The organism is Bacillus kwashiorkori, from assembly GCF_001375515.1.
GTDB lineage: Bacteria > Bacillota > Bacilli > Bacillales > Caldibacillaceae > Bacillus_BK > Bacillus_BK kwashiorkori.
Genome location: NZ_CTDX01000016.1, coordinates 1 through 17,386, shown reverse-complemented (window position 1 = coordinate 17,386; position 17,386 = coordinate 1). Strand labels below are relative to the sequence as shown.

At 36.0% G+C, this 17,386-nt stretch carries 17 protein-coding genes and 19 tRNA genes; 10 read left to right on the top strand and 26 right to left on the bottom strand.

Going from position 1 to position 17,386, the window contains the following annotated elements; translation table 11 throughout:
* The first annotated feature begins 177 nt into the window (after positions 1-177).
* From BN1242_RS09320 to BN1242_RS09310, 3 genes are all read left to right on the top strand, one after another.
* Positions 178-1,170: an ABC transporter substrate-binding protein gene (locus BN1242_RS09320; RefSeq protein WP_062354810.1), complete on the top strand. Its 993-nt coding sequence runs from the start codon at positions 178-180 to the stop codon at positions 1,168-1,170.
* Positions 1,171-1,266: 96 nt separating this feature from the next.
* Complete coding sequence (locus BN1242_RS09315) at positions 1,267-2,040, top strand: ABC transporter ATP-binding protein (protein ID WP_062354806.1); 774 nt, start codon at positions 1,267-1,269, stop codon at positions 2,038-2,040.
* A 34-nt stretch (positions 2,041-2,074) separates the two neighbouring features.
* The gene (locus BN1242_RS09310) at positions 2,075-2,827 is read left to right on the top strand and encodes an ABC transporter permease (RefSeq protein WP_420806031.1); all 753 of its coding nucleotides are present in this window, start codon (positions 2,075-2,077) and stop codon (positions 2,825-2,827) included.
* A 60-nt stretch (positions 2,828-2,887) separates the two neighbouring features.
* Here the strand turns inward: BN1242_RS09310 and ytkD are convergent, their stop codons facing one another.
* Positions 2,888-3,361 carry an RNA deprotection pyrophosphohydrolase gene (gene ytkD / locus BN1242_RS09305; protein WP_062354800.1) on the bottom strand — a complete coding sequence of 158 codons (474 nt, stop codon included), beginning with the start codon at positions 3,359-3,361 and terminating at the stop codon, positions 2,888-2,890.
* A 163-nt stretch (positions 3,362-3,524) separates the two neighbouring features.
* Between ytkD and BN1242_RS09300 the strand changes: the two genes are divergently transcribed.
* The 3 genes from BN1242_RS09300 (at position 3,525) to BN1242_RS09295 (ending at position 4,785) form a co-directional block, all read left to right on the top strand.
* On the top strand, positions 3,525-4,160 hold the full coding sequence (locus BN1242_RS09300) for a DUF6612 family protein (RefSeq protein WP_062354796.1): 636 nt from the start codon (positions 3,525-3,527) through the stop codon (positions 4,158-4,160).
* Positions 4,161-4,212: 52 nt separating this feature from the next.
* Positions 4,213-4,371, top strand: a complete 159-nt coding sequence (locus tag BN1242_RS13850; protein ID WP_338022896.1) for a DUF6612 family protein — start codon at positions 4,213-4,215, stop codon at positions 4,369-4,371.
* A gap of 159 nt (positions 4,372-4,530) precedes the next feature.
* Entirely contained in the window at positions 4,531-4,785 is a 255-nt protein-coding gene (locus BN1242_RS09295; RefSeq protein WP_062354793.1) for a DUF6154 family protein, read from the top strand.
* Positions 4,786-4,842: 57 nt separating this feature from the next.
* Here BN1242_RS09295 and BN1242_RS09290 read toward each other — a convergent pair whose 3' ends face one another.
* Positions 4,843-5,277 carry a Dps family protein gene (locus BN1242_RS09290; RefSeq protein WP_087941746.1) on the bottom strand — a complete coding sequence of 145 codons (435 nt, stop codon included), beginning with the start codon at positions 5,275-5,277 and terminating at the stop codon, positions 4,843-4,845.
* Between the two features lie 305 nt (positions 5,278-5,582).
* Here BN1242_RS09290 and yidD point away from each other — a divergent pair, with 305 nt between their 5' ends.
* The gene (yidD, locus tag BN1242_RS09285) at positions 5,583-5,822 is read left to right on the top strand and encodes a membrane protein insertion efficiency factor YidD (protein WP_420806030.1); all 240 of its coding nucleotides are present in this window, start codon (positions 5,583-5,585) and stop codon (positions 5,820-5,822) included.
* 296 nt (positions 5,823-6,118) lie between these two features.
* Positions 6,119-7,150, top strand: a complete 1,032-nt coding sequence (locus BN1242_RS09280; protein WP_062354783.1) for a metal ABC transporter solute-binding protein, Zn/Mn family — start codon at positions 6,119-6,121, stop codon at positions 7,148-7,150.
* Between the two features lie 67 nt (positions 7,151-7,217).
* On the opposite strand, the gene BN1242_RS09275 is transcribed toward BN1242_RS09280, so the two are convergent.
* From BN1242_RS09275 to BN1242_RS09255, 5 genes are all read right to left on the bottom strand, one after another.
* Positions 7,218-8,702 carry an o-succinylbenzoate--CoA ligase gene (locus tag BN1242_RS09275; protein ID WP_062354780.1) on the bottom strand — a complete coding sequence of 495 codons (1,485 nt, stop codon included), beginning with the start codon at positions 8,700-8,702 and terminating at the stop codon, positions 7,218-7,220.
* 100 nt (positions 8,703-8,802) lie between these two features.
* Positions 8,803-9,621: a 1,4-dihydroxy-2-naphthoyl-CoA synthase gene (menB, locus tag BN1242_RS09270; RefSeq protein WP_062354778.1), complete on the bottom strand. Its 819-nt coding sequence runs from the start codon at positions 9,619-9,621 to the stop codon at positions 8,803-8,805.
* 16 nt (positions 9,622-9,637) lie between these two features.
* Positions 9,638-10,450: a 2-succinyl-6-hydroxy-2,4-cyclohexadiene-1-carboxylate synthase gene (gene menH, locus BN1242_RS09265; RefSeq protein ID WP_087941745.1), complete on the bottom strand. Its 813-nt coding sequence runs from the start codon at positions 10,448-10,450 to the stop codon at positions 9,638-9,640.
* 25 nt (positions 10,451-10,475) lie between these two features.
* The gene (menD, locus tag BN1242_RS09260) at positions 10,476-12,221 is read right to left on the bottom strand and encodes a 2-succinyl-5-enolpyruvyl-6-hydroxy-3-cyclohexene-1-carboxylic-acid synthase (RefSeq protein ID WP_238985127.1); all 1,746 of its coding nucleotides are present in this window, start codon (positions 12,219-12,221) and stop codon (positions 10,476-10,478) included.
* Positions 12,214-13,614: an isochorismate synthase gene (locus BN1242_RS09255; RefSeq protein WP_062354774.1), complete on the bottom strand. Its 1,401-nt coding sequence runs from the start codon at positions 13,612-13,614 to the stop codon at positions 12,214-12,216. Before BN1242_RS09255 ends, menD begins: the two co-directional genes overlap by 8 nt.
* Before the next feature lie 308 nt (positions 13,615-13,922).
* Here BN1242_RS09255 and BN1242_RS09250 point away from each other — a divergent pair, with 308 nt between their 5' ends.
* Positions 13,923-14,876, top strand: coding sequence for a 1,4-dihydroxy-2-naphthoate polyprenyltransferase (locus BN1242_RS09250; RefSeq protein ID WP_062354770.1), 954 nt, complete (start codon positions 13,923-13,925; stop codon positions 14,874-14,876).
* Between the two features lie 316 nt (positions 14,877-15,192).
* On the opposite strand, the gene BN1242_RS09245 is transcribed toward BN1242_RS09250, so the two are convergent.
* The 5 genes from BN1242_RS09245 to BN1242_RS09225 all read right to left on the bottom strand — a co-directional run bounded on the left by BN1242_RS09245 (position 15,193) and on the right by BN1242_RS09225 (position 15,615).
* Positions 15,193-15,264: transfer RNA gene (locus tag BN1242_RS09245), tRNA-Glu, on the bottom strand.
* 6 nt (positions 15,265-15,270) lie between these two features.
* Positions 15,271-15,358, bottom strand: a tRNA-Ser gene (locus tag BN1242_RS09240).
* Positions 15,359-15,364: 6 nt separating this feature from the next.
* A tRNA-Asn gene (locus BN1242_RS09235) sits at positions 15,365-15,439 on the bottom strand.
* An 18-nt stretch (positions 15,440-15,457) separates the two neighbouring features.
* Positions 15,458-15,531 (bottom strand) — tRNA-Ile (locus BN1242_RS09230).
* A 10-nt stretch (positions 15,532-15,541) separates the two neighbouring features.
* A tRNA-Gly gene (locus BN1242_RS09225) sits at positions 15,542-15,615 on the bottom strand.
* 268 nt (positions 15,616-15,883) lie between these two features.
* Between BN1242_RS09225 and BN1242_RS13660 the strand changes: the two genes are divergently transcribed.
* Entirely contained in the window at positions 15,884-16,078 is a 195-nt protein-coding gene (locus BN1242_RS13660) for a hypothetical protein (protein ID WP_158661064.1), read from the top strand.
* On the opposite strand, the gene BN1242_RS09220 is transcribed toward BN1242_RS13660, so the two are convergent.
* The 14 genes from BN1242_RS09220 to BN1242_RS09155 form a co-directional block, all read right to left on the bottom strand.
* Positions 16,067-16,142, bottom strand: a tRNA-His gene (locus tag BN1242_RS09220). The genes BN1242_RS13660 and BN1242_RS09220 overlap by 12 nt on opposite strands.
* Positions 16,143-16,172: 30 nt before the next feature.
* Positions 16,173-16,248: transfer RNA gene (locus BN1242_RS09215), tRNA-Phe, on the bottom strand.
* A gap of 28 nt (positions 16,249-16,276) precedes the next feature.
* Positions 16,277-16,353 (bottom strand) — tRNA-Asp (locus BN1242_RS09210).
* A gap of 4 nt (positions 16,354-16,357) precedes the next feature.
* Positions 16,358-16,431: transfer RNA gene (locus tag BN1242_RS09205), tRNA-Met, on the bottom strand.
* Between the two features lie 54 nt (positions 16,432-16,485).
* Positions 16,486-16,578: transfer RNA gene (locus tag BN1242_RS09200), tRNA-Ser, on the bottom strand.
* A 9-nt stretch (positions 16,579-16,587) separates the two neighbouring features.
* A tRNA-Ile gene (locus BN1242_RS09195) sits at positions 16,588-16,664 on the bottom strand.
* Positions 16,665-16,697: 33 nt separating this feature from the next.
* Positions 16,698-16,771 (bottom strand) — tRNA-Met (locus BN1242_RS09190).
* 16 nt (positions 16,772-16,787) lie between these two features.
* Positions 16,788-16,863: transfer RNA gene (locus tag BN1242_RS09185), tRNA-Ala, on the bottom strand.
* A gap of 10 nt (positions 16,864-16,873) precedes the next feature.
* Positions 16,874-16,947: transfer RNA gene (locus BN1242_RS09180), tRNA-Pro, on the bottom strand.
* A 9-nt stretch (positions 16,948-16,956) separates the two neighbouring features.
* Positions 16,957-17,033: transfer RNA gene (locus BN1242_RS09175), tRNA-Arg, on the bottom strand.
* Between the two features lie 7 nt (positions 17,034-17,040).
* Positions 17,041-17,129: transfer RNA gene (locus tag BN1242_RS09170), tRNA-Leu, on the bottom strand.
* Between the two features lie 6 nt (positions 17,130-17,135).
* Positions 17,136-17,210, bottom strand: a tRNA-Gly gene (locus tag BN1242_RS09165).
* Positions 17,211-17,224: 14 nt separating this feature from the next.
* Positions 17,225-17,306, bottom strand: a tRNA-Leu gene (locus BN1242_RS09160).
* A 3-nt stretch (positions 17,307-17,309) separates the two neighbouring features.
* Positions 17,310-17,385 (bottom strand) — tRNA-Lys (locus BN1242_RS09155).
* Between the last annotated feature and the right edge of the window lies 1 nt (position 17,386).

Here is a 17,386-nt window from a genome sequence, read left to right as displayed (position 1 = left end):
TACATTTAACCAGTTTACTCATTTATTTCCTTGCTTACAAAATCTTATTATCGACATGTACAACAAAGTCATTTATTAGGACTGTTCATTTTTCCTTCGTGCTAGTTTGTCAGTTAAGTTGAAGTAACTTGGAAAGTCTTTTTTTATTTTGCTGAATTAATTTGGGGAGGATAATTTATGAAAAAATTCATTAAGTTATGTGTCGTTTTTATAAGTATTATGATGCTTTTGTCGTTAAGTTCTTGTGGCAAACATGACAAGGATACAATTCGGATTGCTGAAGTTACCCGTTCCATCTTTTATGCACCACAATATGTAGCTATTGAAAAAGGTTTTTTTGAAGAAGAGGGTATAGAAATTAAATTACAAACTACTTGGGGTGGAGATAAGACGATGACAGCGTTAATATCAGATGGTGCTGATATTGCTTTAGTTGGTTCAGAAACTAGCATTTATGTTTATACACAAGGCAGTGACGATCCAGTTATTAATTTTGCCCAAGTAACTCAAACAGATGGAACATTTCTTGTTTCTCGAGAAAAGCTTGACAACTTTACATGGGAGATGTTGAAAGATTCCACTTTTTTAGGTCAAAGGAAGGGTGGTATGCCACAAATGGTTGGTGAGTTCGTCTTAAAAAAACACGGTATCGATCCTCATAACGACTTAGAGTTATTACAAAATATAGATTTTGCAAATATCGCTAATGCATTTGCATCGGGCACAGGAGATTTTGTCCAATTATTTGAACCGCAAGCGAGCATGTTTGAACAAGAAGGAATAGGTTATATTGTTGCTTCTTTCGGAACTGAAAGCGGCCATGTTCCATATACAACTTTTATGGCGAAAGAAAGTTTTATTAACGATAATCAAGATTTAGTGGAACGTTTCACACGTGCAGTTTATAAAGCACAACAATGGGTGTATGACCAGCCAGCACAAGAAGTTGCAAAAATAATCCAGCCTTACTTTGAAGACACTGAATTAGAAATAATTGAAATGGTTGTGGAACGTTATAAAGGACAAAAATCGTTTGCTGAGAATCCTTTATTAGATGAAGAAGAGTGGAAGAATTTACAAGATATTATGGAAGAAGCTGGTGAATTACCAGAACGGGTAGACCATGGAACATTAGTTAATATAGAGATTGCAGAAAAAATTATGAAATAATATTCATTCCTGCTTCAATTACTTTTTTCCGAGTTTCTACTATATAAATACTTTTTTAGTATAGTATTTTTCATTATAAATTTAAGGAGGCCGTACATGAGCATTTTATCGGTTAATGATGTTACCCATCTTTATTTCTCAAAAAATTCAAAAACGACGGCACTCATGGATATTTCCCTCTCTATTGAAGAGGGAGAATTTGTTTCATTAATTGGTCCAAGTGGTTGCGGTAAATCAACACTACTTTCTATTATTGCTGGCTTAATTAGCCCAACAGTCGGGAAGGTTGTTATAGAAGGGGAAACAGTACAAGAGAATAAGAAACAAATCGGCTACATGTTGCAACAAGATTATTTATTTCCTTGGAAAACAATAAAAGAAAATATTTTATTAGGATTAAAAATAAACGGAAAGTTAACAGCAGAAAAAACAACCCAGTCTTTGCAATTGTTAGCCGAAATTGGCTTGTCAGGAGTTGAAGAACAGTTTCCAACCCAGTTGTCCGGGGGAATGCGACAGCGAGTAGCATTAGTAAGGACACTTGCTACTAATCCGAAATTACTTCTTTTAGATGAACCATTTTCGGCTTTAGATTATCAGACTAAGTTAAAATTAGAAGATCTCGTCTTTGAAATTTTAAAACAATATAAAAAAACCGCGTTACTTGTCACACATGATATTGGCGAGGCAATTGCAATGAGCGATCGAATTATTCTCATGTCTAAAGGCCCGGGAACGATTTTTAAAGTTTTTACGATTCCAGATGAGTTGAAACAACTGACACCATTTGAAGCAAGAAACCATCCGAATTACAATGAATATTTCCAACAAATATGGAAGGAGTTGGAAAGTTTTGAAACAGAAAATTGATATTGATCTATTACACTCCAAATATAAACAATCAATGATTCGAGAAAAACGCATCGTCATCTTTTTCCAACTTTTCATCTTTCTATTATTTTTCGCTGCTTGGGAACTAGCCAGTCAACTTAAATGGGTGAATCCATTAATATTCAGCTCACCATCAAAAGTATCGAGTTTATTTTGGGAAAATATCGTTGATGGTTCGCTCATTACTCATATTACGACTACCTTGTTTGAAACGGTGCTTGGATTTATCCTAGGAACTGTGCTTGGAACACTTCTTGCTGCAATGCTTTGGTGGTCACCGCTGCTTTCCAAAATATTAGATCCTTATTTAGTAATTTTAAATGCCATGCCAAAAGTTGCACTCGGGCCAATTTTAATCGTTGCACTCGGGCCAAAAATGACTTCCATTATTGCAATGGGAGCTATCATTTCTATCATCATTACAACAATTGTCGTATATACATCTTTCCGTGAAGTCGATCCTAATTATGTAAAAGTACTGCAAACATTCGGTGCCACAAGATCACAAATTTTTAAAGAAGCGATTTTGCCTTCCTCTTTTCCAACTATTATTTCGACATTAAAAGTTAATGTCGGTCTATCCTGGGTCGGTGTCATTGTCGGAGAATTTCTCGTATCTAAACAAGGTTTAGGATATTTAATTATTTACGGTTTCCAAGTATTTAATTTTACCCTCGTTATGTTATCTTTACTAATAATTGCCATATTTGCGACTATTATGTATAAATTAGTCGAATTAGTAGAGAAAAAATTAATCAGACATTAAGCTAGCAAGAAACTGTCCCTTTAATTTATTTTTTAGGGACATCTTTTTTTATATCGATATTTATAGTAAATGCCTTTCAATGAAGTTCAAACAACTAGGTATTACTTCATCTTGCATGATAAAACTATACTCTTTACTCAATCTTTCTTGGAGGAGCTCCTTCGACTTTAAGACAGGTCCATCTGTTTCAAAAAAGTATGTTTGATTTCCGTCAAATTTTTGTATTTTTGCATAAAAAACAGATTTAACAAATGGATTATCCTTAGCCTCTACTAAATATTCCGCAACAAATCGAATTTCTTCGATGATTCCACCAGTTTCCTCTAGTACTTCCCGTCTTGCCGCTTCTTCCAACGTTTCTCCTTTTTCAACTTTACCACCTGGAAATTCCAAGCCCCTTACTTTATGCTTTGTTAATACCCATTTATCAAGATAACTACATATCACTAAAACATGAATGGACCTTAGTGGAAATTTATTTTTTTGGAATGATAATTGCACCTTTTGTCCATTTTTATCTAAAAAAATTTCCAAAGTTTTCACTCCTTTATATTCGTAATGTTATTTTAGCATATTTTTGACATCCGATTACTTCTAATCTAGGTATTAAGTAGGATTTTCTATAAAATTGAACCTTTTACAGCAATTATATCGTACAATAACTGTCGATACGAAAAAATTAGGAGTGTGAAAATCGATGAAAAAATGGATTCAAATTTTATTCATAGGTATAGTTCTTTTATTTATTTCTGCTTGCGGAACTACTGCAAAACCAACGGGCGATGGAAAAGTTAGTGGAAATAGTTCATTGACATTAGAACAAGTGTATGAAAAGTCATTAACGGCAACAAGTAACTTAAAAAGTGTAACGTTAAATATGGATATGTTACAAAAGATGCAATTTGGTGCAGATAGTGAACCGATCTCAATTACAATGAATACGGATGCAGACGTTTTAATTGATCCGCTTTCCATGCATCAAACAATTAGAATGGAAGGGATGGAAGTAACACCTGAAACAGAAGTGGAACTCTATTTAACGCAAGACGGAGTATATTTCTTTGCACCAGAATCTAATGAATGGATCAAAATGCCAAATGAAATGTACGAAGAGATAAGTCAAATGCCTACTAATCAACTAGACATTAATGAACAACTGAAAGTTCTGCAACAGTTTATTAAAGATTTTACATTCGAACAGAACGACAATCACTATATTCTTCATTTAAATGCAGCTGGTGATAAATTTAAAGATATTATGAAAGAATTAGCACCTATTTCAGAAACAGCAGTTCTTGGTGAATTAGATATTTTAGATATGTTTCATAATTGAAAAATTACAATATGAAATCTATATAAATAAAAATACTTTTTATCCTGAGAATATGAAAATTGATTTAGATATGAGTTTTACTATGGAAGGAGAAACATTAACAACAAGTCAAACTTCGACGATGAAGCTATCAAATTTTGATAAAATTGATCAAATTATTGTTCCAAAAGAAGTATTAGATGCTGCTGTTGAATATGATTTTGGAAGCTAAAAACAATTAATAAATGAAATAGCACTTTAATAATTTTCAAAAGGTTGCTCACTATAATAGGAGCAACCTTTTGTAATTCAAAAATCATGTTTAATTTTTCATTAGCAGGGAAAATAGTCTGTAATAATGAATGCTCCAACAAATATAGGAGGACTGACAATGAAATTCATCGATGATGTGTATAATTATTATAAGGATCGGCTAACAGCAGATGAAGAAGATATTGATTTACTAGTCGGAGCAATACTGCAAGAACTTTCTCGGGAAGATATGTTATTATTGTTAGCTGAACTTAGTTATGAAGAGTTATTTGAAATAACTGGAACATATATGGTTAATCAGTTGAAAGAAAAAATGATTAATAAAGAAAGTAAAGATACCGAAAGTATTGATAAACCTAACTTCTTTCACTAAAAATTCTTCATGAAATCAATTAGTAAAAAGCTCGCCATGTTAAGGCGAGCTTTTTCATTAACCTATATATGCACGTAACATCCAGCTATGTTTTTCCAAGCTAGTAAGGATGCCTAATAATAAATCGTTTGTTCCTGGCTCGTTTTCAGTTAGTGCTAAACCAGCATTTAATTTATCCATAATTGTGCGGAAGTCTGCTAATAATTCTTCGACCATTTCCTTTTCAGTTCCTACAGTTGTTGCTTCTTTGGTTGTCGCTGTTTCTAAGCATTCTTTTAATGTTGAAATAGGAGTTTCTCCAACTGTTAATAAACGCTCTGCGATGTCGTCAACATGACCAGTAACCTCATTATATAATTCCTCAAATTTTTCATGTAATGTGAAAAAATGAGGTCCTTTAACAAACCAATGATAATGATGGAGCTTCATATACATGACAGTAAAGTCTGCTAAAAGTCCATTTAAATTTCCTTTAATCTCATTATTAATCATTGTAATCCCTCCAAATTATACTAAAGTTAAGGAAATCATGCTTTTCTTTATCTACTTTTTTCCTTTCGTGTTACAATTATGTATGGAAAAAAGGGGTAAGTGAATTATTGAGCAAACAATAATATAAAACGATACACATTTAAGTAGCAAAATTCCTTACTTCCATATAATAGCATAACGATTTCCATACATTGGATAAATCTGTGAAAGAATGATGAATATTCATTTAAGAATTATTGACATCAGCTAATATTACGAATACACTTTATCATTAATAACAAACTAAAGGAAGTAGACTAACGATGATAAAAAAAGCCTTCATAGGTTTCATACGTTTTTATCAAAAATTCATATCGCCAATAAAGCCTCCTACATGTAGGTTTTACCCAACATGTTCAAGTTATGGTTTAGAAGCGGTGGAAAGGTTTGGAGCTTTAAAAGGGGGATATTTAACAATCAAACGTATTCTAAAATGTCACCCGTTACACCCTGGCGGTATTGACTATGTACCATTAGAATGGCCGAAAAAGAAGACAAATAATTAGGGACGTTATTAGTGAATGAACTATTTTATTCGAATAATCAATTTTAAGCCGACTTCGCATTCAATCGCTGTGCAAGTCCGGCTTATTTGTTTTTTTTGTATTTTGAATGAGATGCCGCAAAATGTACATATTCTAATACAGAAATTGATTAGTCAATTATGTTTTCAACAAATCCAAAACTCCTGTTAAAAAAATTTTTTCTTGCAATCACCATTAATGTCGTGTAATATACAAAAGGGATATAAATCGTAATCAATACGATTTATACAGGGACTATTTCTGAAGGGAGAATTAGGATGAAACATAAACATAAGTTTTTACAAATGGGAATAAGTTTTTTAATAATCTTTGCCATTACAATTTTACTTGCTAGTTGTAACATTAAAGAAACAAGTAATAAAAAAGATAGTGTCATTTTAACTATTTATACAACCGTCTATCCGCTACAAACTTTTTCGGAAAAAATTGGAGGAAAATACGTTCATGTTCAATCCATTTACCCCCCTGGTGTAGACGAACATACTTATGAGCCATCTCAGAAAGATATTATCGACATTGCTAACAGTGATCTATTCTTCTATATTGGCTATAATTTAGAAGGATTTGTCAATAAAACCAAATCCATTATGGAAAAAGAAGGAGTAAAAGTAATCGCAACAGGAGAGTTAATTCATTTGGATAACGAGCAAGAAGGACATGACCACGATGATGAGCAAGAAGGACATGACCATGGTGATGAAAACGATGGACATGACCAGGATGGCGAACATGATGAGAATGAGCATGACGGGCACAATCACGGTTCGATAGATCCCCATTTATGGATTGACCCATTATATGCAAAACAGTTAGCAAAGGTCATTTTTGAAAATATTAGTGCAAAAATGCCTGAACAGAAGGAGTACTTCCAGAAAAATTACGATGAGTTAGCAGAAAATTTACAAGCTTTACATGAAAAATATGTTGAACTATCGAATAATAAAAAACGCTCGCAATTTATTGTTTCCCATGCAGCATATGGCTATTGGGAAAAACGGTATCATTTAGATCAGTTAAGTGTCAGTGGAATTTCAACATCTCAAGAGCCATCACAAAAGCAGTTAAAAGAAATTATTGATACTGTAAAAGAAGCAAAATTAAACTATATATTAGTAGAGCAAAATATTAATAATAGACTAGTAGATGTTATTCGAAAAGAAGCAGGGATTTCTTCTTTGCCGATTCATAACCTTTCTGTATTAACAGAAAAAGATATTCAAGCTGGGGAAGACTATTTTTCTTTAATGGAAAAGAACTTAGAAACTTTACAAAAAGCGTTAAATGATTAAACAAATAAACTGAGGTGAAAAATGCTTTCTGCCTCAGTTTTTTATCAATTTACATACGGTTTAGAATTTAGTCTATCCTTTCATCAATAACAAGCTGTTTTAACAATCTCCTCAATATTTTATTAGAACCATTGCGAGGCAGCTCGTTCACTTCTCGCCATTTTTTAGGAATTTTGTATTTAGCTAATCTTTGCTGACAAAACGAAATAAGTTCCACCTCTGAAACTTGGTATCCTTTTTTAACGACATAAAAGGCAATCGGAACTTGTCCCCACTGTTGATCATTGATACCAGTAACAGCCGCTTCCGCAATTGCTTTATGGCTTTGGATAACGTTCTCAATTTCAGCTGGGTAAACATTCTCTCCGCCAGAAATAATTAAATCTGAACGCCTGTCAACTACATATAAAAAGCCTTCTTTATCTAAATAGCCAACATCACCAGTAAAAAACCAGCCATCGCTCGTAAAGCTTTCTTTATTCGCAGTTGGGCGATTATAGTAACCACTAGTTACATTTGGTCCCTTGACAACAATCTCGCCGATCTCCATAGCTTGCAATTCCATTCCATCTTTTATGATTTTCAATTGAGCTGGAAACAGTGGTTTCCCCGCAGACCCTAATTTCACCATGCTGTACTCTGGACTTAATGTAACAATTTGTGAAGCAGTTTCCGTCATACCGTACGTTTGAAATATAGGAATCTTTTTTTCTTTACATTTCTCTAATAAACTTTGTGAAATTGGTCCCCCTCCTAAAAGCATGCAACGGAAATTTGGATGATAGTTACGATTTTCAAGGTCTTCAAGTAGTCGGCTAACCATCGTAGACACAACAGAAATAATAGTTGTTCTCCCACTAATAAGTTCGTCATTTATTTTTTTCTCATCGAACTTTTCGTGAAGGATAATAGGAATTCCGTATATAACACTTCTTATTAGAATGGAAAAGCCGCTAATATGGAAAAGCGGAACAGATAGGAGCCACGTATCATTATCGTGCAGCCCCAGATTTAGTGCCGATCCAATTGCGCTCCACCAATGGTTGCCATAGGATTGGCATACACCTTTCGGAAATCCAGTAGTCCCTGATGTGTATAATATTGTACATATGTCAGTTAACGTAAACTCCCTAACTAGTGGGAACTCTGCTTCTTCCGCCTGCTCTAGTTCAGCCTTTGTAATTATTTGAACACCAATTTTACTTTTAATTGGAAAAATACTTTGATCGACAATGAGGTGCTTTACGCCACTATCAGTTAATTGAAATAGTAGTTCCTGCTCAGATAGTCTCGTATTTAATAAAATGGTTGTACAGCCTATTAATTGAAGGGAGTGAAGGGTAATTACCGTATCAATATGATTGTTAAGAAATGTTGCCACTCTATCCCCTTTTTTAATACCTAAAGTTGTTAACCTTTTACTCGTGCATTTAACCTGTACAAATAACTCTTGAAATGTTAATACTTGCCCTTGAAAAACGATTGCGATTTTATTAGGTGTTAACGACGCACGCTTTACAAGCCAGTTAGGAATAACTTCTGTGGAATGCAAAATTTCCCCTCCTTTACATTTTCCTACATAAAGAAGCGGGCCTGTCTAGAAAAATGCCTCCTCTGACAGTCCCGCTCATATTACTTAAAGACTTTCCTTATTATGGGAAACGTGGGAATTGATCAAAGTCAGGCTTCCGCTTCTCTTTAAATGCGTCGCGTCCTTCCTTCGCTTCCTCGGTTGTGTAATACAATAACGTAGCATCACCAGCAAGTTGTTGAATTCCCGCTAGTCCATCAGAATCAGCATTGAAGGCTGCTTTTAAGAAGCGGATTGCTGTAGGACTTTTCTCTAAAATTTCTTCACACCATTTCACTGTTTCTTCTTCCAATTGTTCCAGTGGTACAACTGTATTTACCAGTCCCATTTCTAATGCTTCTTGTGCATTATATTGACGACATAAATACCAAATTTCACGAGCCTTTTTATGTCCAACAATTCTTGCTAAATATCCAGCTCCATAACCACCGTCAAAACTACCTACTTTTGGCCCTGTTTGTCCAAAAATCGCATTGTCAGCGGCAATCGTTAAGTCACAAACGATATGTAACACATGACCTCCACCAATGGCATATCCTGCAACCATGGCGATAACTGGCTTCGGAATAACTCGAATTAATCGTTGCAAATCTAAAACATTCAGCCGTGGAACTTGGTCCTCTCCTACATAGCCACCGTGGCCACGAACTTTTTGATCACCGCCAGAACAGAATGCTTTATCTCCAGCACCTGTTAAAACAATAACTCCAATTTTTGAATCATCGCGAGCATAACTGAAAGCATCAATAAGCTCCATCACTGTTTTAGGTCGAAAAGCGTTTCTTACTTCGGGACGATTTATAGTGATTTTCGCGATACCATTATATGTTTCATATAAAATATCTTCATACTTTCTCTCATTAACCCATTCTCTTACCATGTTTTGTCCTCCAATCCTATTCATTTAAAAAGTCCATTACCATTTTAACAAATTTTTCTTTTTTTTCCACGTGAATTGCATGTCCAGAATCATGTATTTCTGCATATATACCATTAGATAATAAACTTACCATTTCTTTACCAATTTCACAAAATTTTCGATCCTCTTCCCCTGTTAAAATTAAAACTGGGTGTGTAATTTTAGACAAATGCCCCCACCATGAAGGTTGTACCCCAGTCCCCATTCCTTTTAAACTATTTGCTAGACCAATAGGATTTTGAGATATTCTTTCCTGTCTTATATATTTCTTTGTTTGTTCATCTAATAATTTTTGAGTTGAAAAAAGAGGGATGTTCTCCCAATAATTAACAAATTCTTCTATTCCCTTTTCCAAGAGGAAATTTGCTAACTTTTTATCATTACATTGTCTTTGCAGTCTTTCTTCTTTTGTTTTCAAACCTGGGGAACTGCTTTCCAAAACACATTTTTTCACACGGTCTGGCTGCATACATAAGAAAGATAATGCTACACGTCCACCCATTGAATAACCTAATATATTCGTTTTCTCTATCTTTAATTTTGTTAATAATACTGATATGGACTCAACAACAGACTCCATAGTGAAATATTTAATATTTGCCGAGCTATCTGTCTGCCCATGACCTGGTAAATCAAGAGTAATTACAAGAAATTTTGAACTTAACTGCGGGAGTATTGGAGCCCAACTTTCTTTCGTTCCTGTAAACCCATGTAGTAACAGTAATGGTTCTCCATCTTCAGGACCAAACAAATTAAAACTATATGACATTCCATTTATCAATACATTCACTTTTTATCGCACCTTACAAAAAAAGTTAAAGTAGTTTTCTTATTTCCTGGGAAACATAATCCCAATAATTTCGACGCAAATTTGCATTTTCCTCTCGATTTGTAAATACTTCTATGACAGTCAATCCGGTATTTTCCTCTGAAACTTTCATGGCTTTTGCAAATTCATGCCAATTTTCCACACTAAAATATGTGCCATCGTACATTTTTACCGCATACTCATATTGTAAATCTGTCGGTGTGCCAAATAATGTTTCAAAATGGTTCGGATGTTGTTTTTGTGGGAGGAGTGAAAAAATACCACCTCCGTTATTATTAATCAAGATAATCGTTAGTTTTAAGTGATGTAATTTAGCAGCCAACAATCCATTTAAATCATGATAAAAACTTAAATCACCAATAACTAAGTACGTATTTTTTTCAATCACACTAGTTCCTAATGCGGTAGACACTACTCCATCAATACCGTTAACTCCTCGATTTGCAAGAAGTTTTATTTTTTTCTTCGTGTATTGGAAAAAGGAGTCTGCGTCCCTTATTGGCATACTATTACCTATTACTACAGTAGCTTCATCAGGTAATAAAGAGGACAGCAAATGGAATATTTTCCCTTCGTTAATACTATCCTCGGATTCATTGATTATTTTTGAAGCATTCTTCACAAAATGATTAAGTTCAACCCATTTATCATTCCAATCGGTCACAGCTTCATAATTATTCAAATAAGTATAAAGCCGATTGCAAAAAATTGTTTCATTACAATAAATCATTTTATATGCACTTGCTACCGGATCACGCCAACCTGAACGTTCATCAATAACCATTTGTGATACTTCCTGGTGTTCTTTCAAATAAAATGATAACGCCTTCGAAATAGGCATTGCACCAAATCTTACAATTAACTCTGGTTTTAATGAATCTCTCACCGTCCGGTCACGCAAAAATGTATCATAGCCATCAATAATTTGTCTGCCATATTGAATACCTGATCGCAATTGGGAAAGAGGATCCGCCAATATTGGATACTGAAGTTTTTCCGCAAGAGCGAAAATCGCATTCGCAAATCCTTCATCATACTTGTCTATTGGACCGCAAATAATGACTCCTTTTTTTGGGAGACAGTCGGCAATATTTCGATAATCACTATCTAATAAATCCAGTTGCCCATTATTCACCTGAACTGTTTTTATCCGATTATTACGAGCAAATTTTAATGGATCTTCCATATTTGGAATAAGTGGTTCCCGTAACGGAAAATTCAAATGAACTGGCCCAAATGGGGCTTGCTTTGCCCTATTAATTGCTCTTGAGCATACTGTTCGAATGTAATGCAACATTGATTGTGTATCTTCCGGTAAAGGTAAATCAATAAACCATTTTACATGTTTACCGTATAAGTCGATTTGATCAATTGCTTGAGGAGCACCAACATCTCTAAGTTCATGTGGTCGATCCGCTGTTATGACAATTAATGGTACTCTTGCATATTTTGCTTCAACAATTGCTGGAAAATAGTTTGCCGCGGCTGTCCCTGAAGTACAAACGATTGCAACTGGCTCATTGGCAGTTTTGGCGATTCCTAAAGCAAAAAAAGCTGCTGATCGTTCATCCATATGCATCATCACATTAATTTCAGGATGTTCAGCTAGTAACATAGCAATCGGTGTGGAACGTGACCCAGGACTAACAACGACTCTTTTTACACCAGATTGAGCTAATTCATCTACAAAGGCACCAATGTATCTCGTTAAAGCTTGTGTGTAATTAATCATCCAGTTGTCCTCCTAATAATCGTAACATTGGGCGAAATTTTATATTCGTTTCTTCGTATTCTAGTTGTGGATCAGAATCTTTTACAATTCCACAACCGGCAAAAATAGACGCTTCCTTCCCTTGTAACAGTCCTGAACGGATACCTACAACGAATTCTCCATTGCCTCTATAGTCCACCCAGCCAATTGGGGCAGCGTACATACCTCTTTCAAATAACTCTAAATCACGAATCAAGGATAGTGCCGTTTCTTTCGGTGTACCTCCTAATGCTGGTGTTGGGTGTAACTCGCTAACTAAATCGAAAATAGTATGATGATCCATTAACCGTCCTTCGACTGGAGTATATAAATGTTGAATATCCCTAATTTTCATTAAATCTGGTCGATTAGGCTTTTTTATTGAATCACAGTATTTAAAAAATGCATCCGTAATCATTTGCACAACAAATTGGTGTTCTGCTAAATTTTTCTTGTCATTTAATAATTGTTCGCCTAAAAAATTATCTTCATCCTTGTTACTCCCCCTCTTTGCCGAACCTGCGACACAGGAGGAAAACACCTTTGTCCCTATTTTTTTCACTAAACGTTCTGGACTTGCACCAATAAATATATCTTCTTTACTTTCTAATGCAAATACATAACTATCTTGCTGTTCAGATACTAATTTTTGAATTATATGTTCATTAGATATATCATTATCGAATGCTAAACGAATTTCACGGGCAAGTACAACTTTTTGGAGATAATGATCATTTAATAATGTAATTGCCTCTTGAACATTATTTATCCATTTATCTGCCTGATCATCCAAAATTTTTGGTTCCATTTCTTCTAGACGAATATAGTTATCGGTTTGCTTTTTTATACAATTAATAATTTTTTCTCTTTTTTCAATTAGCTGATTAGTCAACTCCAACGGATCAGATTTATTTGTACAAACTATATTAATTGTTAAAAAACTGCCATTTTCTGTTACTGTAATCATGAACTCGGGTATATAAAAAAGACCATTTTGGAAATTCTTCCACAACTGATTATCTAAGTGAACATGATCGAATGATAAGCTGCCAAAAAGCAAAGGTCCTACTGCTTGTTCTTCAAAAGGGTTATCAATAATGGCATTAGCTCTTATTTGCTCCCATTGATCTGAAACTTCTTTAAACCGATCATCTGTTGCTCCGATTTTGATGCATTTTACAAAACCAAAACCATATATACTAGTACTTTTATCTTTCCAAAAAAACTTTTGACCTTTCAAGTATGGATTTTTTGGATAAAAATTTATCTTGTTTACCATACTTATTAAGATATTGCTATCTTTTTCCTGTGCTTTTTGAATTCCATTTTCTAATAGCTTATTTATTGTTAATGAACTATGTCCATCTAGAGCCATTGTTTATTCACCTCGATAAAAACTTCTAAAAATCTAGTATTAGTTTAAAATAAACCTAGTTAACTAATTATATTGTTTGTTCAAATATGTAACTAAAATTAATTATACCATGAATAAAAAAAATTAACTGCATTGAAAAGCTGTATGTGTTATTTCCAATATACCTCTTTTTGAAATTTTTCCCTTACTTGCTAAAAATCATATTCGATAAAAATATTAATTCATTGACACCTATCTTCGTATTTCATAAACTTAAAATAAGATACTGTTCACAAGTTATTCAAAAATACTGCTGAGGAGAGATTTTCATGCAACCAAGAATGCAAGCAAAGGAGACAAGCCGTATTGAACATATACCTATTGAGAGAAATGAAGGCTGGAAAGTTTGGTGGCAATTAACGAGACCACATACTTTAACAGCAGCATTTGTACCAGTATTTATCGGCACAGTAATCTCCTATCAATACAATCAATCTTTACATGTTGGGTTGTTTTTAGCAATGTTAACCGCAAGCTTATTCATACAAGCAGCAACAAACATGTTTAATGAGTACTATGATCATAAACGTGGTCTTGATAATGAACACTCAGTTGGAATCGGCGGTGCAATCGTCCGAGACGGTGTCAAACCGAAAACCATATTAACATTAGCTATTAGTCTATGTATTGGAGCGGTATTATTAGGAATTTATATTTGTATGAATAGCACATGGTGGATTGCCCTTGTTGGCTCTATTTCTATTTTAGTAGGGTATTTATATACAGGGGGACCATTTCCAATCGCTTATACTCCTTTTGGTGAATTAATGTCAGGACTATTTATGGGAGTAGTAATAATCTTAATTTCATTTTATATTCAAACTGGCGTAATAACTGATATTAGCATCCTTGTCTCAATCCCTATCGCTATTTTAATAGGGGCCATTAACTTATCAAACAATATTCGTGATTTGGACGGGGATAAAGAAAATGGTAGAAAAACTTTAGCGATATTAGTAGGAAGAAACAATGCTATCAAAATTTTAGCCGCAATGTTTATCGTATCTTATCTATTTGTTTTTGCACTCATACTTTTTAATGATTTAACACCATGGTTACTAATTGTATTAATAAGCTTACCGAAACCAATAAAAGCTGTAAAACAATTTATTGGTAAAACAAAGCCTTTAGAAATGATGCCTGCCATGAAAGCAACTGCTCAAACAAATACTTTATTTGGCATTCTAGTATCTATTGCATTCCTATTCTCTTATTTATTTTAAGAAATTATCAATTATATAGACGCTCGTTGTAAGCTACAGACTTCGAATAGTTCCATTTATTCTTCTCTTTTTGTAACAATTGCATCTTCTAAACCTGGGAAAAATATGGTATTATTCATATACACGCTTCTCCTCTTTTAACTTGTATCTTTGTCAATTCAAGTATAAAAGAAATTGGAGATAGCGTGTTTTTTTATGCTTACATAAATTGACCTTTATCCCCAACATATGGTTTAGAGTCTTTAGTATAGAGCCAAAAAAAAGAGATTATTTAAAAGTAAATAACTTTTAAATAATCTCTAGACCGAAATTATTATGACCCGTACGGGATTCGAACCCGTGTTACCGCCGTGAAAGGGCGGTGTCTTAACCGCTTGACCAACGGGCCGCAGTATGGAGAAGGCGGGATTCGAACCCGCGCACCGGTAACCCGATCTAACGGTTTAGCAAACCGTCCTCTTCAGCCACTTGAGTACTTCTCCAATTAATGGCTCCGCAGGCAGGATTCGAACCTGCGACCGATCGGTTAACAGCCGATAGCTCTACCACTGAGCTACTGCGGAATAATAAATTTATAGAAATGGGCCTGAATGGACTTGAACCATCGACCTCACGCTTATCAGGCGTGCGCTCTAACCAGCTGAGCTACAGGCCCATTATGTTAATGGAGCGGGTGATGGGAATCGAACCCACGACAACAGCTTGGAAGGCTGTGGTTTTACCATTAAACTACACCCGCATTATAAAATTATGGTTATTTTTTAAGTATTTGTTCTTGAAAGCAGATAGCCTTCCTTGTCATGCCTCTTCCTCTGATAGCTTATTCGAAGATGTTGGATGCGTCGAGGCAACTCGTAGTATTTTCAAAGATGTATTGCTCGTGGCTGTGGTTTTACCATTAAACTACACCCGCATTATAAAATTATGGTTATTTTTTAAGTATTTGTTCTTGAGAACGGACAGCCTTCCTTGTCATGCATCTTCCTCTGATAGCTTATTCGAAGAGGATGGATGCGTCGAGGCAACTCGTAGATGATTCACGGTTGAGTCGCTCGTGGCTGTGGTTTTACCATTATGCCCCTGCATCTTCTAGCTTTTTCAGAGGTGATGGGGGCTTCGGGGCAACTCGTCGTATTTTCAAAGATGCTTCGCTCGTAACTACACCCGCATTATATTTTATGTTGTTTATATGGGGCGACTAGTGGGAATCGAACCCACGAATGTCGGAGCCACAATCCGATGCGTTCACCACTTCGCCATAGCCGCCATAATTGACTAAGTGGCTATTAAAATAAATGGTGGCTCGGGACGGAATCGAACCGCCGACACAAGGATTTTCAGTCCTTTGCTCTACCGACTGAGCTACCGAGCCGAAATTAGTTAAAAGAATTTGTTAATAATGGCGGTCCGGACGGGACTCGAACCCGCGACCTCCTGCGTGACAGGCAGGCATTCTAACCAACTGAACTACCGGACCAATATTGCGGGGATAGGATTTGAACCTACGACCTTCGGGTTATGAGCCCGACGAGCTACCAGACTGCTCCACCCCGCGACGATATTATTAATAAAATGAAGGGTTCTTGACGCAAATAGTGTAGTGCTAATGTGGTGGAGGAGGAGGGATTCGAACCCCCGCGCGGTTTGACCCGCCTCTCGGTTTTCAAGACCGACCCCTTCAGCCAGACTTGGGTACTCCTCCGCAATACTATGGTGGACCTTGTAGGACTCGAACCTACGACCGGACGGTTATGAGCCGTCTGCTCTAACCAGCTGAGCTAAAGGTCCAACTGATTTTAATATATTATTATGGAAAATAAATAGCGGCGGAGGGGATCGAACCCACGACCTCACGGGTATGAACCGTACGCTCTAGCCAGCTGAGCTACGCCGCCATAATAATATTTTTATTGGTGGAGCCTAGCGGGATCGAACCGCTGACCTCCTGCGTGCAAAGCAGGCGCTCTCCCAGCTGAGCTAAGGCCCCAAACTTACTATCGGGAAGACAGGATTCGAACCTGCGACCCCATGGTCCCAAACCATGTGCTCTACCAAGCTGAGCTACTTCCCGTTAATTCTATGGCGCGCCCGAAAGGAGTCGAACCCATAACCTTCTGATCCGTAGTCAGACGCTCTATCCAATTGAGCTACGGGCGCTTGTAAATGGTGCCGAGGACCGGAATCGAACCGGTACGGTAGTCACCTACCGCAGGATTTTAAGTCCTGTGCGTCTGCCTGTTCCGCCACCCCGGCACACTTTGGAGCGGAAGACGGGATTCGAACCCGCGACCCCCACCTTGGCAAGGTGGTGTTCTACCACTGAACTACTTCCGCAAAAAATAAGTTTATGCGGGTGAAGGGAGTCGAACCCCCACGCCTTGCGGCGCTAGATCCTAAGTCTAGTGCGTCTGCCAATTCCGCCACACCCGCTAATGGTGAGCCATGGAGGACTCGAACCTCCGACCCTCTGATTAAAAGTCAGATGCTCTACCGACTGAGCTAATGGCTCG

Excerpts from the sequence above, each read along its gene's own strand:
- BN1242_RS09320 (WP_062354810.1), top strand. The coding sequence starts at position 178 with ATGAAAAAATTCATTAAGTTATGTGTCGTTTTTATAAGTATTATGATG.
- BN1242_RS09315 (WP_062354806.1), top strand. The coding sequence starts at position 1,267 with ATGAGCATTTTATCGGTTAATGATGTTACCCATCTTTATTTCTCAAAA.
- BN1242_RS09310 (WP_420806031.1), top strand. The coding sequence starts at position 2,075 with ATGATTCGAGAAAAACGCATCGTCATCTTTTTCCAACTTTTCATCTTT.
- BN1242_RS09300 (WP_062354796.1), top strand. The coding sequence starts at position 3,525 with ATGAAAAAATGGATTCAAATTTTATTCATAGGTATAGTTCTTTTATTT.
- BN1242_RS13850 (WP_338022896.1), top strand. The coding sequence starts at position 4,213 with ATGAAAATTGATTTAGATATGAGTTTTACTATGGAAGGAGAAACATTA.
- BN1242_RS09295 (WP_062354793.1), top strand. The coding sequence starts at position 4,531 with ATGAAATTCATCGATGATGTGTATAATTATTATAAGGATCGGCTAACA.
- BN1242_RS09290 (WP_087941746.1), bottom strand. The coding sequence starts at position 5,277 with ATGATTAATAATGAGATTAAAGGAAATTTAAATGGACTTTTAGCAGAC.
- BN1242_RS09280 (WP_062354783.1), top strand. The coding sequence starts at position 6,119 with ATGAAACATAAACATAAGTTTTTACAAATGGGAATAAGTTTTTTAATA.
- menB (WP_062354778.1), bottom strand. The coding sequence starts at position 9,621 with ATGGTAAGAGAATGGGTTAATGAGAGAAAGTATGAAGATATTTTATAT.
- menD (WP_238985127.1), bottom strand. The coding sequence starts at position 12,221 with ATGATTAATTACACACAAGCTTTAACGAGATACATTGGTGCCTTTGTA.
- BN1242_RS09255 (WP_062354774.1), bottom strand. The coding sequence starts at position 13,614 with ATGGCTCTAGATGGACATAGTTCATTAACAATAAATAAGCTATTAGAA.
- BN1242_RS09250 (WP_062354770.1), top strand. The coding sequence starts at position 13,923 with ATGCAACCAAGAATGCAAGCAAAGGAGACAAGCCGTATTGAACATATA.
- BN1242_RS13660 (WP_158661064.1), top strand. The coding sequence starts at position 15,884 with ATGGATGCGTCGAGGCAACTCGTAGATGATTCACGGTTGAGTCGCTCG.